At 70.6% G+C, this 14,901-nt stretch carries 9 protein-coding genes; 1 reads left to right on the forward strand and 8 read right to left on the reverse strand.

Going from position 1 to position 14,901, the window contains the following annotated elements:
- Positions 1 to 8: 8 nt before the first annotated feature.
- The 8 genes from chvE to ABD223_RS09200 all read right to left on the reverse strand — a co-directional run bounded on the left by chvE (position 9) and on the right by ABD223_RS09200 (position 13,606).
- The gene (gene chvE, locus ABD223_RS09165; RefSeq protein ID WP_344035570.1) at positions 9 to 1,121 is read right to left on the reverse strand and encodes a multiple monosaccharide ABC transporter substrate-binding protein; all 1,113 of its coding nucleotides are present in this window, start codon (positions 1,119 to 1,121) and stop codon (positions 9 to 11) included.
- 29 nt (positions 1,122 to 1,150) lie between these two features.
- Positions 1,151 to 2,662, reverse strand: coding sequence for an L-arabinose isomerase (gene araA, locus ABD223_RS09170; RefSeq protein ID WP_344035571.1), 1,512 nt, complete (start codon positions 2,660 to 2,662; stop codon positions 1,151 to 1,153).
- Between the two features lie 20 nt (positions 2,663 to 2,682).
- Positions 2,683 to 3,336: an L-ribulose-5-phosphate 4-epimerase gene (locus ABD223_RS09175; RefSeq protein WP_344035572.1), complete on the reverse strand. Its 654-nt coding sequence runs from the start codon at positions 3,334 to 3,336 to the stop codon at positions 2,683 to 2,685.
- Entirely contained in the window at positions 3,336 to 4,994 is a 1,659-nt protein-coding gene (gene araB / locus ABD223_RS09180) for a ribulokinase (protein ID WP_344035573.1), read from the reverse strand. Before araB ends, ABD223_RS09175 begins: the two co-directional genes overlap by 1 nt.
- A gap of 197 nt (positions 4,995 to 5,191) precedes the next feature.
- On the reverse strand, positions 5,192 to 6,175 hold the full coding sequence (locus ABD223_RS09185) for a LacI family DNA-binding transcriptional regulator (protein WP_344035574.1): 984 nt from the start codon (positions 6,173 to 6,175) through the stop codon (positions 5,192 to 5,194).
- A gap of 151 nt (positions 6,176 to 6,326) precedes the next feature.
- Positions 6,327 to 7,811: a family 43 glycosylhydrolase gene (locus ABD223_RS09190; RefSeq protein WP_344035575.1), complete on the reverse strand. Its 1,485-nt coding sequence runs from the start codon at positions 7,809 to 7,811 to the stop codon at positions 6,327 to 6,329.
- Positions 7,812 to 7,926: 115 nt separating this feature from the next.
- Positions 7,927 to 10,413 (reverse strand): alpha-L-arabinofuranosidase C-terminal domain-containing protein, encoded by a 2,487-nt coding sequence (locus ABD223_RS09195; RefSeq protein WP_344035576.1) that lies wholly within the window; start codon positions 10,411 to 10,413, stop codon positions 7,927 to 7,929.
- Positions 10,414 to 11,224: 811 nt separating this feature from the next.
- The gene (locus ABD223_RS09200) at positions 11,225 to 13,606 is read right to left on the reverse strand and encodes an immunoglobulin-like domain-containing protein (protein ID WP_344035577.1); all 2,382 of its coding nucleotides are present in this window, start codon (positions 13,604 to 13,606) and stop codon (positions 11,225 to 11,227) included.
- A gap of 254 nt (positions 13,607 to 13,860) precedes the next feature.
- Between ABD223_RS09200 and ABD223_RS09205 the strand changes: the two genes are divergently transcribed.
- Positions 13,861 to 14,832, forward strand: coding sequence for an ABC transporter substrate-binding protein (locus ABD223_RS09205; RefSeq protein WP_344035578.1), 972 nt, complete (start codon positions 13,861 to 13,863; stop codon positions 14,830 to 14,832).
- The last annotated feature ends 69 nt before the right edge of the window (positions 14,833 to 14,901 follow it).

Consider the following 14,901-nt stretch of genomic DNA (forward strand, 5'->3'; position numbering starts at 1 on the left):
GCCCCCGACTACCTCAGCTGGTCTTCGGTGTAGTAGCCGGACTCGACGAGGACCTTCTTGTAGTTGTCCTTGTCGACGATGACCGGCTCCAGCAGGTACGAGGGGACGACCTTCTCGCCGTTGTCGTAGTCCTTCTCGTTGTTGACCTCGGGCTTGCCGCCCTTGAGCACGGCGTCGGCCATGTCCACGGTCACCTCGGCCAGCTCGCGGGTGTCCTTCTGGATGGTCGAGTACTGCTCACCGGCGATGATCGACTTCACCGAGGCGACCTCGGCGTCCTGGCCGGTCACGACCGGGTAGGGCGTGGCGCCGACGCCGTAGCCGTTGCTCTTGAGCGCGGACAGGATGCCGATGGACAGGCCGTCGTAGGGCGAGAGCACGCCCTGCACCAGCTGGCCGCCCTGGTAGCTAGAGGTGAGGATGTCCTCCATGCGCCGCTGGGCGGTCGCCGGGTCCCACCGCAGGATGGACACGGTGCGGAAGTCGGTCTGGCCGCTCTTGACCACCAGCGTGCCCTTGTCGATGTGCGGCTGGAGCACCGACATCGCGCCGTTGAAGAAGAACGTGGCGTTGTTGTCGTCGGGCGAGCCCGCGAACAGCTCGACGTTGATCGGGCCGGTGGCGGTGCCGGTGCTGCCGTCGGCGTTGAGGACCTTCAGCCCGGTCAGCAACGAGGTGGCCTGCTGCACGCCGACCTTGAAGTTGTCGAACGTGGCGTAGTAGTCCACGTTCGGGCTGTTGCGGATCAGCCGGTCGTAGGAGATGACCGGGATCTTCGCGTCGGCGGCCTGCTGGAGCTGGCTGGTCAGGGCGGTGCCGTCGATCGAGGCGACGATGAGCAGCTTCGCGCCCTTGGTGATCTGGTTCTCGATCTGGTTGGCCTGCGTGGGGATGTCGTTCTCGGCGTACTGGAGGTCGACCTGGTAGCCCTTCGCCTCCAGCGCCTTCTTGATGTTGTCGCCGTCGTGGATCCAGCGCTCCGAGGAGCGGGTCGGCATGGTCACGCCGACCACCGCGCCCTCGGTGGACCCGCTCTGCTGGTCGACGGTCTTCTCCGCCGACCCGCAGGCGGCGAGCATCAAACCGGCCGCGGCGATGGCGGCGATCCGCGGAAACCTCATCGTTTCTCTCTCTCCCTTTGGCGGTGCGGCTAGCGCAGGCCCTGCGCGAGCCGGTAGTACGCCTGGTTCCAGCGCAGGCGGTCGGTGAACGAGGCGGTGGTCGTGTCCCGGTCGATGACGACGAGCTCCGTCCGCACCATCTGCGCGAAGTCGTTCAGCGTCTCCGCGCCCACCGCCTGCGTCATCACGGTGTGGTGCGGGCCGCCCGCGGTCAGCCACGACTCGGCGGAGGTGGACAGCGACGGCGCGGGCTTCCACACCGCGCGCGCCACGGGCAGGTTCGGCAGCGGCTCGTCCGGCGGCACGACCTCGACCTCGTTGGCCACCAGGCGGAACCGCTCGCCCAGGTCCGCCAGGCCGACCACCACGGCGGGACCCGCGGCCGCGTCGAACACCAGCCGCACCGGGTCCTCCCGGCCGCCGATGCCCAGCGGGTGGACCTCGCAGCTGGGCCGGTCGGCGGCGATGGTCGGGCAGACCTCCAGCATGTGCGCGCCCAGGATCTTCGGCTCGCCGGGGCCGAAGTGGTAGGTGTAGTCCTCCATGAACGACGTGCCGCGGCCGGTGCCCGCGCCCATCGCCTTGACCGCGGCCAGCAGCGCCGAGGTCTTCCAGTCGCCCTCGCCGCCGAAGCCGTAGCCGTCGGCCATCAGCCGCTGCACGGCCAGGCCCGGCAGCTGCCGCAGCCCGCCGAGGTCCTCGAAGTTCGTGGTGAACGCGCCGAAGCCGCCCTCGGTGAGGAACCGGCGCAGGCCGGCCTCGATGCGGGCGGCGTAGCGCAGCGAGTCGTGCCGGTCACCGCCCTTGGCCAGGCCGGGTGAGAGCCGGTAGGTGTCGGCGTAGGCGGCCACCAGCAGGTCGACCTCGTCGTCGGGCACCGCGTCCACGACCTCGACCAGGTCGTTGACGCCGTAGGTGTTGACGCTGACGCCGAAGCGCAGCTCGGCCTCCACCTTGTCACCCTCGGTCACCGCCACGCCACGCATGTTGTCCCCGAAGCGGGCCAGCTTCAACCCGTTCAAGTGGTGGTGGCCGGTGGCCGCGCGGACCCAGCCGTCGATGCGCTCGGCCAGTCGCGGGTCGCTCGCGTGACCGGCGACGGTCTTGCGCGCCACGCCCAGCCTGGTCTGGATGAACCCGAACTCCCGGTCGCCGTGCGCGGCCTGGTTGAGGTTCATGAAGTCCATGTCGATGGTCGACCACGGCAGCGCCTCGTTCAGCTGCGTGTGCAGGTGCAGCAGCGGCTTGCGCAGCACGTCCAGCCCGGTGATCCACATCTTGGCGGGCGAGAACGTGTGCATCCAGGCGATCACGCCGATGCACGTGGGGTCGCTGTTGGCGGCCAGCATCACGTCGCGGATCGCGGCGGTGTCGGTCAGCACCGGCTGCCACACGACCTCGGCGGAGATCCGGCCCGACCCCGTGAGCATCCGCTGGATCTGCTGCGACTGCTGGGCGACCTGTTCGAGCGTGTCCGGGCCGTAGAGGTGCTGGCTCCCGGTCAGGAACCAGACCTGCGGCTTCGCAGCAGCAGAGGACATGCGGAGCTCCCCTCGTGGGCTCATTGCCCGTAGACGTTCTGGTAGCGGGCGTAAAGGCTGTCGACGTGGTGCTGCTCGATCGGCTCGGGCCTGCCCAGCTGGTGCGCGAAGTGGACGGTGCGCGCCACGTCCTCCAGCATCACCGCGGCCTTGACCGCCGCGCGGGCGTCCTTGCCGACGGTGAACGGGCCGTGGTTGCGCATGAGCACCGCCTTGGAGCGGCTCGCGCGCAAGGTCTCCACGATGCCGCGGCCGATCGAGTCGTCGCCGATGAGGGCGAACGGGCCCACCGGGATGTCGCCGCCGAACTCGTCGGCGATCATGGTGAGCACGCACGGGATCGGCTCGCCCCTCGCCGCCCACGCGGTGGCGTAAGGCGAGTGGGTGTGCACCACGCCGCCCACCTCGGGCATGTGCCGGTACACGTAGGCGTGCGCGGCGGTGTCCGAGGACGGCGCCAGGTCGCCCTCCACGAGGTTGCCGTGCAGGTCGGTGACGACCATCGCCTCGGGTCCCAGGTCGTCGTAGGACACCCCCGACGGCTTGATCACCATCAGGTCCCGCTCGGGCACGCGGGCCGAGACGTTGCCCGCCGTCCAGATCACCAGCTCGTAGCGGGTCAGCTCCCGGTGCAGGTCGGAGACCGTGCGGCGCAGGTCGTCCAGGACCGACATCAGCTCTCCCCCTTCGCGGCGCGGCGCATGGCCTTGAGCCGGTGCATGACCTCGTTGGCGCCGCGCCCGAAGTGGTCGTGCAGCTCCTGGTACTCCGCGAACAGCTGTTCGTAGGCCTCGACGTTGGCCGGGATCGGCTGGTAGACGCCGCGCCGGACCGAGCCCATGGCGTCGGCCGCCGCGCGGATGTCCGCGTGGGCGCCCGCCGCGACCGCGGCGTGCATGGCCGAGCCGAGCGCCGGGCCCTGCTCGGAGCCGATCACCGACAGCGGCAGGTTGGTCACGTCGGCGTAGATCTGCATGAGCAGCTCGTTCTTCACCAGGCCGCCCGCGATGACCAGCTCGGTCACCGGGATGCCCGCGTCGGTGTAGGAGTCCACGATCACGCGCGTGCCGTAGGCGGTGGCCTCCAGCAGGGCGCGGTAGGTGTCCTCGGCGCGCGTGGCCAGGGTCTGGCCCAGGACCAGGCCGGACAGCTCGTGGTCGACCAGCACCGACCGGTTGCCGCTGTGCCAGTCCAGCGCGACCAGGCCGTGCTCGCCGATGCGCTGCCCCGCGGCCAGCTCGGTCAGCAGGTCGTGGACCGAGGTGCCGCGCTCGCGGGCCCGCTCGTGGTAGGCCGGTGGCACGTTGTGGTCGACGAACCAGGCGAAGATGTCGCCGACGCCGCTCTGGCCCGACTCGTAGCCCCACAGGCCGGGCACGATGCCGCCCTCGACCACGCCGCACATGCCGGGCACCTCGCGCAGCACGTCGCCGTTCATCACGTGGCAGGTGCTCGTGCCCATGATCGCGACCATCTGGCCGGGCTCGACGGCCCGCGCGGCCGGGGCGGTCACGTGCGCGTCGACGTTGCCCACGGCCACCGCGATGCCCTCGCGCAGGCCGGTCCACGCCGCGGCCTGCGCGGTGAGCGCGCCCGCCTTGTCACCGAGCCGGCCCAGCGGGTGGTCGAGCTTGTCGGCGACGAAGCCGCCGAAATCGGGGTTGAGCCCCTTGAGGAACTCCGGCGAGGGGTAGCCGTCCTGGTAGATGCCCTTGTAGCCGGCCGTGCAGGCGTTGCGGGCGTAAGTGCCGCACAGCTGCCACACGATCCAGTCGGCGGCCTCGACCCAGTGGTCCATGGCCGCGTAGACCTCGGGCGCCTCCTCCAGCAGCTGGAGGCCCTTGGCGAACTCCCACTCCGAGGAGATCAGGCCGCCGTACCGGGGCAGCCAGGCCTCCCCGCGCTGCTCGGCCAGGGCGTTGATGCGGTCGGCCTGGCCCTGCGCGGCGTGGTGCTTCCACAGCTTGACGTAGGCGTGGGGGTTGCCCGCGAACTCGGGCAGCTCGTTGAGCGGCGTGCCGTCGCCCGTCGTGGGCACCATGGTGCACGCGGTGAAGTCCGTGCCGATGCCGATCACGTCGGCCGGGTCGGCGCCCGCGTCCGCGACGGCCGCCGGGACCGCGTTCCTCAGCACGTCCACGTAGTCCTGGGGCACCTGGAGCGCCCAGTCCGGGGGCAGCGGGCGGCCGTCGGGCAAGGCCCGGTCCAGCACGCCGTGCCGGTATTCGTGCACCGCCGTGCCCAGCTCCGCGCCGTCCCGCACCCGGACCACGACCGCGCGGCCGGACAACGTGCCGAAGTCGACACCCACCACCAACGGTTCACTCGCCATGCAGGGCAGTGTTATCGCTAACATTCATCACGTCAAGACCCGCCCGCAACGTGCTCTTAACAGCCTGGTGAACGTGCACAACGAGGCCGCGTCGCCGAGGTGGCTCAGGTCCAGCCTAGGGTGCCGAACACCGTTCGAGGAACACGAAAGAGTTACGCGCCCGGCTCACGCCGGGCGCGCTCCCCGCGCGTGGCGGGTCAGGCCGGTGGCGCGACGCTGTCCCGCTTCACCAGGGTGGGCGCGATGGTGCGCTGGGAGGCGCCGACCTCGCCGTCGCCGACCTGGGCCAGCAGCAGGCCCAGGGTCTCGCGGGCGACCGCGTCGAAGTCCGGTCTGATGGTGGTCAGCGGCGGGATGAAGTAGGCGGCCTCGGGCACGTCGTCGAAGCCGACCACGCTCACGTCGCGGGGCACGTTGCGGCCGCGCTCGCTCATCGCCCGCAGGATGCCCAGCGCCAGGTGGTCGTTGGCCGCGAAGATCGCCGTGACCTCCGGCATCCGCGCGAACATCTGCCCAGCCCGGTAGCCGGAGGCCGCGCTCCAGTCCGCGGGCACCAGCGGCGGCACCTCCGCGCCCGCGGACTCCAGCGCCGAGCGCCAGCCGCGCACGCGGCCCGCGCTGTCGAACCAGTCCGGCGGGCCCGAGACGTGCCACACCGTGCGGTGACCGGCCTCCAGCAGGTGCCGGGTCGCCTCGAACGCGCCCGCCGCCTGGTCCACCGTCACCAGCGGGGTCGACCGCTCCGGGTCGCCGTCCACGGTCACCAGCGGGATGCCGGCGGAGACGTCGCCGACCGCGTCGTTGGCCGACGCGGTCGGCGCGATCACCACTATCCCCGCCACCCGCTGGTCGCGGTGCCGCTCCACGGCCGCGGAGATGGACGCGCGGTCCAGCACGTTGACCCGGCCGACGCTGACCGCGAACCCGGCCTCCGCCGCCGCCTGCTCGAACGCCGCGAGCAGCGACGCCGGCCCGTACAGGGTGGAGTTCTGCGCCACCACCCCGATGAGCTGGGAGCGGCCGGTGACCAGCGCGCGGGCCGCCTTGTTGGGCCGGTAGCCCAGCTCGGCGATCGCCGCGCGCACCCGCAGCCGGGTCTGCTCCCGGACGTTGGGGTGCCCGTTGAGGACCCGCGACACCGTCTGGTGCGAGACCCCGGCGAGCCGGGCGACATCCGTCATCGCGGGATCGCGCGCGGTCTTCTGATCCACTACCGCCCCATCTCTGCTCATTGCCGTGCACCTCCGATGTTAGCGATAACACGCGTTCTTCGCCGCGAAGGTGCTCCTTCTCCCATTGTCCACCAGGGACCGTCGCTACCGGCGGGTTCGCTCAGCCCAGCCGGAAAGTCGCCCGCTCGCGCGCCCTCCGGTCGTTGCCCGGCCTGGCGACGACCAACCGCCCGGACCCGTCGTGCGCCACGTAGGCCGACTGGTCGCCGGCGAGCCGCAGCGACACCCCGCCCCGGTCGGCCAGCCCGGCCACCCTCACGAACGAGGCGGCGCGCCGGTAGGCCTCCGTGCCCTCGTTCGGGTCCAACCGCAGCGAGGCCCCGTCGAACCTGGCGTAGCGGCTGGGGTGGTTGACCGACTGGAGCGACGTCGTGCCCGCGCCGAGGAAGCCGGGCTCGAACCGGAACTGCGAGTCCGCCAGCTCGCGCACGTTGCCCTCCACCCGGAGGCGGTAGGCGAAGTGGCGCACGTGCAGCCTCGGCGAGTCCAGCGGGGACAGGCGCACGGCCGGGCCGCCCTTGCCCACCGGGACGCCGAAGCTCGGCGTGCCGTCGTCGTTCCAGTACAGCCGCTGCACGCGGGTGTGCCGGTTGGGGTCGAACAGCGGGTCGCCGGTGATGTCGCGGTAGTCGCGGGCGTGGTAGACCAGCACGTCCTGGTCGCCGACGGTGGTGAACGAGTTGTGCCCCGGCCCGTACTGGCGGGTGGCGTCGTTCGTGGTGAACACCGGCGTCGGCGTCTTGGTCCACGACCGCGCGTCGAGCAGGTCGGCGTTCTCGTCGGCGGTGAGCAGGCCCATGCAGTAGCGGGCGTCCGTGGCGCTGGCCGAGTAGGTGACGAACACCCGGCCGTTGCGGACCAGCACCGCCGCGCCCTCGTTCACCCGGAAGCCCTGCACCTCCCAGTCCAGCGTGGGCACGGCGATGCGCACGGGCGCGGTCTTGAGCGCCAGCGGCGAGGCCATCTCCGCGATGTAGAGGTTGCTGTTGGTGTTGATGCCCGGTTCGCTCTGCGCCCACAGGAAGTAGCGCCGGCCGCGGTGCTCGAACGTGGTGGCGTCGAGGGTGAAGGTGTCCCAGGCGGTGACCACCTGGCCGCGCAGCACCCAGCCGCCCGCGCGGGGGTCGGCGTTGGCCGACTCCAGGACGTAGGTGCGGATGCGGAAGGGCTGGTCGGAGTCCCCCGCGGCGAAGTAGACGTACCACTTGCCGTCGATGCGGTGCAGCTCCGGCGCCCAGATGTAGCCGCCCATGGCCCCGGACGCCGGGCGTTGCCAAATGGTGGTCTCCTCGGCGGTGGCCAGCCCTTCAAGGGTCGGCGCGCCGCGCACCACGACGCGGTCGTACTCCGGCACGGAACCGGTCATGTAGTACATGCCGTCCGCCGGGCGGGTGATGAACGGGTCGGCGCGCTGCTCGACCAGCGGGTTGCGGGTGGTCAACGCGGGACCGCCCGGGTCGCCGCCGGACCGCGCCGGCGGCTCGGCGGAGGCGACGGCCGCCGACGTGGGCAGGGCGCCCGCCACGGCCAGCGCGCCGCCGACGCGGAACAGTGATCTGCGGTCGAGCATCAGGAGGACTCCCATCGGGGGCGGCTCTGCCGGTCACTTGATCGAGTGATCATGAGGGGCTTCGAGCTCTTTTCGAACATTTGTTCGATAACGTTGCGGCATGACGAGATCAACGTGTGTCCAGCAGTTGTCATCGCCGCTTGTCCTTGAGGCGCAAGAAGGTCACGGAGTGCGGCGGGAACGTGTGCGTGAACGAGCCGGAGACCCTCACCTGCGCCTTGCGCGCCCTGATCGGCTGGGTGTGCTCGGTGTTCACGTCGTCCGGCAGGCCCTCCAGCACGGTGGCTTCGGCGAAGGGCAGGACCCGGGTGTTCCGGCCGAGGTCGACCTTGGTCCTGGCCGCGTCGGCCTGGGCGTTGACCACCTTGACGATCAGGTCGCCGGTCTTCTGGTCCCGGGTCACCACCTGGCGGAAGGGCTCGGGGGCCTGGCTCGCCTCGTCGGTGAACTCGGCCCAGAGCCGCCCGTCGATGAAGAGCTTCACGGTGCGGTCGCGCACCTCGACGCGCAGGTCGTAGGTGCGGCCGGTCTCGATGGTCGTGTTGTCGGAGTGGAAGACGCGGGACTGGTTGCCGCCGTCCACCGCGGACCGGGTGTTGTTCCAGCCGCCGAGGTTCCAGAAGTACGGGTTGCCGGCGCCGTTGACGGCGAAGGGAATCAGGAAGCCCTCGCTGCCGGACAGCTTGGTGGCCTTGACGCTGAAGGTGAAGTCGCTCCAGCTCGGGTCGCCGGCGGTGACGATGGGGTTCGTGGCGGTGGCGTCGGACTGCACGTAGGCGCCGTCCTGGACGCCCCAGCGGCCGTAGCCGTTGCCGGTCCAGTTGCCCGCGTCGCCGGAGAAGTCGTCGGCGAACAGCTCCCGCCCGTCCGCGGAGGTGACCTTCACGTCGTCGTAGGCGACGGAGGTGGCCCAGGAGGAGAGCGCGATGGCGCCGGTGATCGGGGACGGGCTCCACGGCGTGCCGGAGGCCGTGCTGGGCACCACGTGGTCGCCCACGTTGGTCATGAACAGCTTCTGCACCTCGTAGGAGGCCGAGCCCCAGGAGGCGTGGTTGTTGAACCAGATCATGTCCGGCCGCCACTGCACGTAGTCCTCGTTGGACAGCAGCGGCGCGTAGGAGGCGAGCTTGACCACGTCGGCGTTGCGCTCCAGGCCGGTCATGAAGGCGGCCTCGGACAGGGCGTTGTAGAAGCGGTTGTCCTGGGAGGCGTACTCACCGAGGAAGACCTCGGGGCCGTTGCGGTCGTAGCTGTCGTACCGGTTGTTGTTCTCCAGGAACCAGTTCGGGCTGTTGTAGTAGTGCTCGTCGACCATGTCGACGCCGGCCTCGCGGTTGAGCTGCCAGAGCCGGTCGAAGTTGGCGCCGGTGTCGTCGGGCCCGGAGTTGCTGATGATGGTGATGTCCGGGTGCTTCGCCTCGATCGCGGCGCGGAACTGCGTGAAGCGCTCGAAGAACGCGTCGGCCAGGTTCTCCTCGTTGCCGACACCCAGGTGGGTGAGGTTGAACGGCCTCGGGTGCCCCATCGCGGCGCGCTTGCGGCCCCAGGTCGAGTCGACCGGGCCGTTGGCGAACTCGATCAGGTCGAGCGTGTCCTGGATGTGGCGCTGGAGCAGCGCCGGGTCGTCGGTGGCGCGGTTCTGGCCGCAGCCGGTCACCAGGGCGGGCACCACGGGCAGCGGCATCGCGCCAATGTCCTCGGAGAACTGGAAGTACTCGTAGTAGCCGAGGCCGTAGGACTGGTTGTAGCCCCAGAAGTTCGCGTTGGTGGCGCGCTGCTCGACCGGGCCGATGGTGTCCTTCCACTGGTAGGAGCGCTTGCGCTCCCAGTTGGAGGACTCGTCGTAGCCGTAGTGGCTGCCGGTGTTCACCAGGCAGCCGCCGGGGAAGCGCACGAACCCGGGTTCGAGGGCGGCGATCTTCTCGGCCAGGTCCTTGCGCAGGCCGTTCGGGCGGCCCTTGAAGGTGTCCTTCGGGAAGAGCGAGACCTCGTCCAGCCGGAGCGTGCCCGTGCCCCCGCCGGTCACCAGCAGGCGGCCGGTGGTGGAGGACTCCCGGGCCGTGAGGACGCCGGTGTACCTGGTCCAGCCGTCACCGCGCACCCGGAGCTTCAGCTCCTGCCCGAGCTCCTTGCCCGCCGGATCGGTCAGGCCGACCTCCAGCGGGGTGCCGGCGGCCTGGTCCGTGCGGGCCCAGACGGAGAAGTCGTACCGCTTGCCCTTCTCCACGTTGATGCCGGAGTTGTACCCGGCGTTGATGAGGCCGGCGGGCAGCCCGACCCGGAGGTAGTTGCGGTTGCGCTCGTTCAGGCGACCGTCGTCGTTGACCACGTCGAGGGCGCCGCCGGTCGGGGCCCACCCGGTGAACGGGGTGTAGGCGGCGTTGTCGGCGGTGCTGTACTCGAACGATCGGTTCTGCACCAGCTCGGCGTACAGGCCGCCGTCCGCGGCGCGGTTGATGTCCTCGAAGAAGACGCCGTACATGGTGTCGTCGATCGAGGCGCCCTTGGCGGTCGGGTCGATGGTGAGGGTGTAGTCGGTGTCGGCCGCCACGCCGGACGCGGGCACGGCGACGAGCAACCCGGCGACGAGCGCCGCGGCCATCACTACGCGGGACATGCGTGCTCCAGGGAGATCAGGGGAAGGCAACGCGTACTGGGTCGGCCCGACCCCCAAGCCCATTCCCGGGCCCATTCCTAGGCAGGGACCGAGCGGGGCGTCAGGAGGTCGGTGGTCAGGAGGTGAACTGGACAGGGACGTGGTGACCTGAGGCAGTCGGTCAGGCAGCTGGTCGAGCAGGCAGTCAGGCAGGCGATCGGTCGAGCAGTGAGCCGAGCGGGCAGTCGAGCGGGCAGTCAGCCGGGCGGGCAGTCGGGTGAGGCTCAGGTTTGGCTTCAGGTCCCGGCATCGGAATTGGCGCTCCGCCTTCGGGTCGGGTCCGGCTCCGGGTCGGGTCCGGCTCCGGGTCAGGTCGGTCCGGGTCAGGTCCGGGTCCGGGTCAGGTCCGGGTCCGGGTCGCAGTCGGCTCCAGAGCGGGTCGCGGTCGGCTCTGTGCCGGGCCGTACTCCGCAGGGCGCGGCAGCACCCCGCGGAGTCCGGCCACGCCTCCCGGTGTCGCGGTCAACGGCCGTGGGGCATCGACGGTGTTCCGCGTGAGGACCCCGCCAGGCCTCTGCGGAACACCGATCCGGCCCCGTGGCGCGCTGCCGCGGCACGTGAGGCGTCGGTCCTGTCGCGCGGGGCGTTGGTGGTGCCCCGCGGACGTCGCCCGGCCCTCGTCCGCCACCGGTGCGACGGAGGACGTGGGATTCGATGGGGATCGGGATGGAGATGGAGTTGGGGTGCGACCGGCCGCGTCGTGGATGTCGGTGCGGCCGGCCGCTGGTCTCGGAGGTGGAGGTGGAGCTCAGAGGTGGAGGTGGAGGTGGGGTCAGGGGTAGGCGGCGCGGACTCGGTCCAGTTCGGCCTTGGTCACCGGTAGCACGGTGCCGTGGCGCGGGCGGCTGGGCAGCTCGTAACCGGTGGCGAGCTGCCACTGCCCGGAGGCCAGGTCGGTGGTCTCGAAGGGGACGTAGCCGCGACCGCCGAACTCGTCGATGAACAGGTACCACCTGTCCTCGGTGTTGGACTTGAACACCGTCGGGCCCTCGCCCTGGTTGATCGAGCCCTTGCCGATGCAGTCGGCGACGAAGTCGTAGGAGGTGTCGCGCAGCTGAGTGGACTTCTCGGCCAGGATGAACTTGCTGCACGGGGTGCTGGAGGTGTTGTTCCGCTCGTCCTTGGTGAAGCGGTAGTACTCCGCGCCGTGCTTGATGACGGTCGAGTCGATGACCGAGTAGCCCGGGTCGACCCAGACCTTCGGCTCGGTGAAGGTGCGGAAGTCGCGGGTGGTCGCGTAGAGCATCTTGTTGTAGGTGTTGCCGGTGTGCTGCGGGTCGTCCGCGGTGTAGAGCTTGGAGGCCCAGAAGACGACGTACGCGCCGATGGACTCGTCGTAGTACGCCTCCGGCGCCCAGGTGTTGCCCGCCGTCTCCGGCGACACCCGCACGTGGCGCTGCTGCGACCAGGTGACCAGGTCCGTTGACTCCCACACCTCGATGTGGCGGCTCCCATTGCGCTGCACCAGGTCCCAGTTGCCGTTGCCGTGGATCTTCAGGTCGGTGGCGATGAGGTAGAACTTGTCGCCCTCCGGCGACCTGATGATGAACGGGTCGCGCACGCCCTTGTCCCCCAGAGAGGAGGTGAGCACCGGTTTGCCGTTGTTGAGCTCGTCCCACTTGAGCGCGTCGTTGCCGCGGCTGGCGGCGAAGTGCACCTGCTCGCCGGTGGCGCTGCCCTCGCCGGTGAAGTAGCCGAACAGGTAGCCCTCGTAGGCCTGCTCCTGCGGCAGCGGCGTGACGGTGACGGGGAAGACGCGGACGGCCTTGCGCTTGCCGCTCGCGACCACCGCCAGGAGGACCACGTGCTCCGGGCGCTTGCCGTGGGCGGGGCGGGTGACCTCGCCGGTTTCGGTGATCACCTTCTTCTTCGTCGTCTTCCACGTCACCTCGGCGCCGTGGAGGCCGGTGGTGGGCAGGGTGATGTTGCCGCGGATGTCCTCGGGGTTCCACACGGTCAGCGCGGCGGCGGCCTCGGCGACCTTCTGGCGGTCGGTCAGCTCGGGTTTCACGGTGACCGTGAAACCCCGGGTCTGGTCGGCGGCGGTCGCGGTGAGGGTGACCGTGGCCGGGCGTGCGCCCGGGGCGGGGCGGGTGACCGCGCCTTGATCGGTCACGTGCCGCGGGTCGCTCGACCGCCACGTGATCACCGAGCCGTACGGGCCGGTGGTGGGCAGGGTGAGGTTCGCGGTGACCGCGGACAGGTCGCCGAGGTCCAGGGCGGCCAGGTCGCGGCGGGCCTTCTCCTCGACCGGGACGAAGCCGAGCTCGTGGGCTTCGGCGGCGGTGAGGGCGCGGTCGTACAGGCGGAAGTCCCTGACCGCGCCCTTGAGGTGGCGGTCGCCGCTGTAGACGGAGCGGCCGATGTGGTTGGCGGTGGTGCTGCCGTTGCCGATCATCGCCGGGGTGGTGGTGACGCCGGTCTTGCGGGCGACCTCCACGCCGTCCTCGTAGAGCACTGCGGTGCCGTCGGCGAGGGTGTAGGTGAGCGTCTTCCACACGCCTCGGGCCAGGTCGCGGCCCGCGGTCGTGGTCTGCTCGGTGGACCAGTTGCCGGTGGCGATGGAGGTGCGGTATGCGTTGCCGGTGGTGAACAGGTAGCCGTTGCCGGAGGTGCCCGAGGAGTTGCCGAGGCCCCAGATGAAGTACGGCGTCGCCTGGTCCGGTGCGATGCGGACCTCCAGCGAGACGCTGACCTCGGTCAGGTCGCGCAGGAGGTGGTCGGGCAGCTTCACGTGCCCGTTGGCGCCGCCGAGCTGGAGGCCGTCCGCGCCGGCCGGGGTGGCGTCGCCGAGGACGGCGGCGTCGCGGCCGTTGCCCGAGGCGTCGCGGGCGACGGTGCCGGCCGTCTCGGTGAGCGGGTAGTGCGCGGCCAGCCCGTCGGTCGGGCCGTCGGTCGGGCCGTCGTCAGCGGCGGTGGCGGCCGCTGCGGCCATGGCGGCGGTGGTGGCCATGGCGGCAGCGGCGGCGGTCGAGGTGGCCGTGGCAGCAGCGGCGGCGGTGGCGGCGGCGGCCGTGGCGGCGGCGGTCGGGGTGGCGGCTGCGGGCGCCGCGGTGGCTGCGGTGGCGGTCGCGGTGCTGCCTGTCATCGTGGCGAGCAGTGCCGCGACGAGGACCGTCGCGGTGGTGCGTGGACGGTGGCGAAGGGAGAACATGGGGCGTCGCTCTCGTCGTCGTGCGCGGCGTTCGCCGCGCGGCGTGAACAGGACGTCCGGGTGTCGACGTGCGCTGAGTCACAAAAGTGAGCGCTAACATATGTCCGCCTCTCCAAACATGTCAAGCGTGCAAAGTTGACGTTTCGGAGGGGTTGACGTGGCGATTGTGAACGTTCACTCTTGTGGCCCAGGTGACCACCGTCACGCGGTTCGCCGCCCCCGCAAGTGTCTCGGGTTCACACGGAGGAAGACCAGTGCTCAAGAAGATCGCGACCGCCACCAGCGCGGTCCTGTTGGCCGCGTTGACCGCGTGCGGTTCCGGAGGTTCCGGGGACGCGGGGTCGTCGGGCGCCGACGACGGGAAGATCACCATGGGCTTCGCCCAGGTGGGCGCGGAGAGCGGGTGGCGCACCGCCAACACCAAGTCGGTCCAGGACGAGGCCGCCGCGGCGGGCGTCGAGCTGAAGTTCTCCGACGCGCAGCAGAAGCAGGAGAACCAGATCAAGGCGATCCGGTCGTTCATCCAGCAGAAGGTGGACGTGATCGCGTTCAGCCCGGTGGTGGAGACGGGCTGGGACACCGTGCTGCTGGAGGCCCAGCGGGCCAACATCCCGGTCATCCTGACCGACCGCGCGATCGATTCGGACGACACCTCGCTCTACAAGACCTTCCTGGGCTCGGACTTCGTCGAGGAGGGCAAGAAGGCCGGCGAGTGGCTGAAGGAGAACGCCGGGGACGCGACCAACGTCGTGGAGCTCCAGGGCACCACCGGCGCCGCGCCGGCGATCGACCGCAAGGAGGGCTTCGAGAAGGCCATCGAGGGCACGAACCTGAAGGTCGTGGCCTCGCAGACCGGTGACTTCACGCGGTCGGGCGGCAAGCAGGTCATGGAGGCGTTCCTGAAGTCCGTGCCGGACGTCGACGTGGTGTACGCGCACAACGACGACATGGGCCTGGGCGCGATCGAGGCGATCAAGGCCGCGGGCAAGGTGCCCGGCAAGGACATCAAGATCATCACCGTGGACGCGGTGAAGGACGGCATGACCGCGCTGGCCGCCGGTGAGATCAACTTCATCGTCGAGTGCAACCCGCTGCTGGGCAAGCAGCTGATGGAGCTGGCCAAGAAGGTCGTGGCCGGCGAGGAGGTGCCGGCCCGGGTGGTGACCGAGGAGACCACGTTCACCTCGGAGCAGGCCAAGGCCGCGCTCCCCGAGCGCAAGTACTGATCCCGTACCCGTTCCAGACCGCGGCTCCCGCCACCCTCCGGGTGTGGTGGCGGGAGCCGCACCCGGCCG

The organism is Saccharothrix xinjiangensis, assembly GCF_039527585.1.
GTDB lineage: Bacteria > Actinomycetota > Actinomycetes > Mycobacteriales > Pseudonocardiaceae > Actinosynnema > Actinosynnema xinjiangensis.

Excerpts from the sequence above, each read along its gene's own strand:
- chvE (WP_344035570.1), bottom strand. The coding sequence starts at position 1,121 with ATGAGGTTTCCGCGGATCGCCGCCATCGCCGCGGCCGGTTTGATGCTC.
- araA (WP_344035571.1), bottom strand. The coding sequence starts at position 2,662 with ATGTCCTCTGCTGCTGCGAAGCCGCAGGTCTGGTTCCTGACCGGGAGC.
- ABD223_RS09175 (WP_344035572.1), bottom strand. The coding sequence starts at position 3,336 with ATGTCGGTCCTGGACGACCTGCGCCGCACGGTCTCCGACCTGCACCGG.
- araB (WP_344035573.1), bottom strand. The coding sequence starts at position 4,994 with ATGGCGAGTGAACCGTTGGTGGTGGGTGTCGACTTCGGCACGTTGTCC.
- ABD223_RS09185 (WP_344035574.1), bottom strand. The coding sequence starts at position 6,175 with ATGACGGATGTCGCCCGGCTCGCCGGGGTCTCGCACCAGACGGTGTCG.
- ABD223_RS09190 (WP_344035575.1), bottom strand. The coding sequence starts at position 7,811 with ATGGGAGTCCTCCTGATGCTCGACCGCAGATCACTGTTCCGCGTCGGC.
- ABD223_RS09195 (WP_344035576.1), bottom strand. The coding sequence starts at position 10,413 with ATGTCCCGCGTAGTGATGGCCGCGGCGCTCGTCGCCGGGTTGCTCGTC.
- ABD223_RS09200 (WP_344035577.1), bottom strand. The coding sequence starts at position 13,606 with ATGTTCTCCCTTCGCCACCGTCCACGCACCACCGCGACGGTCCTCGTC.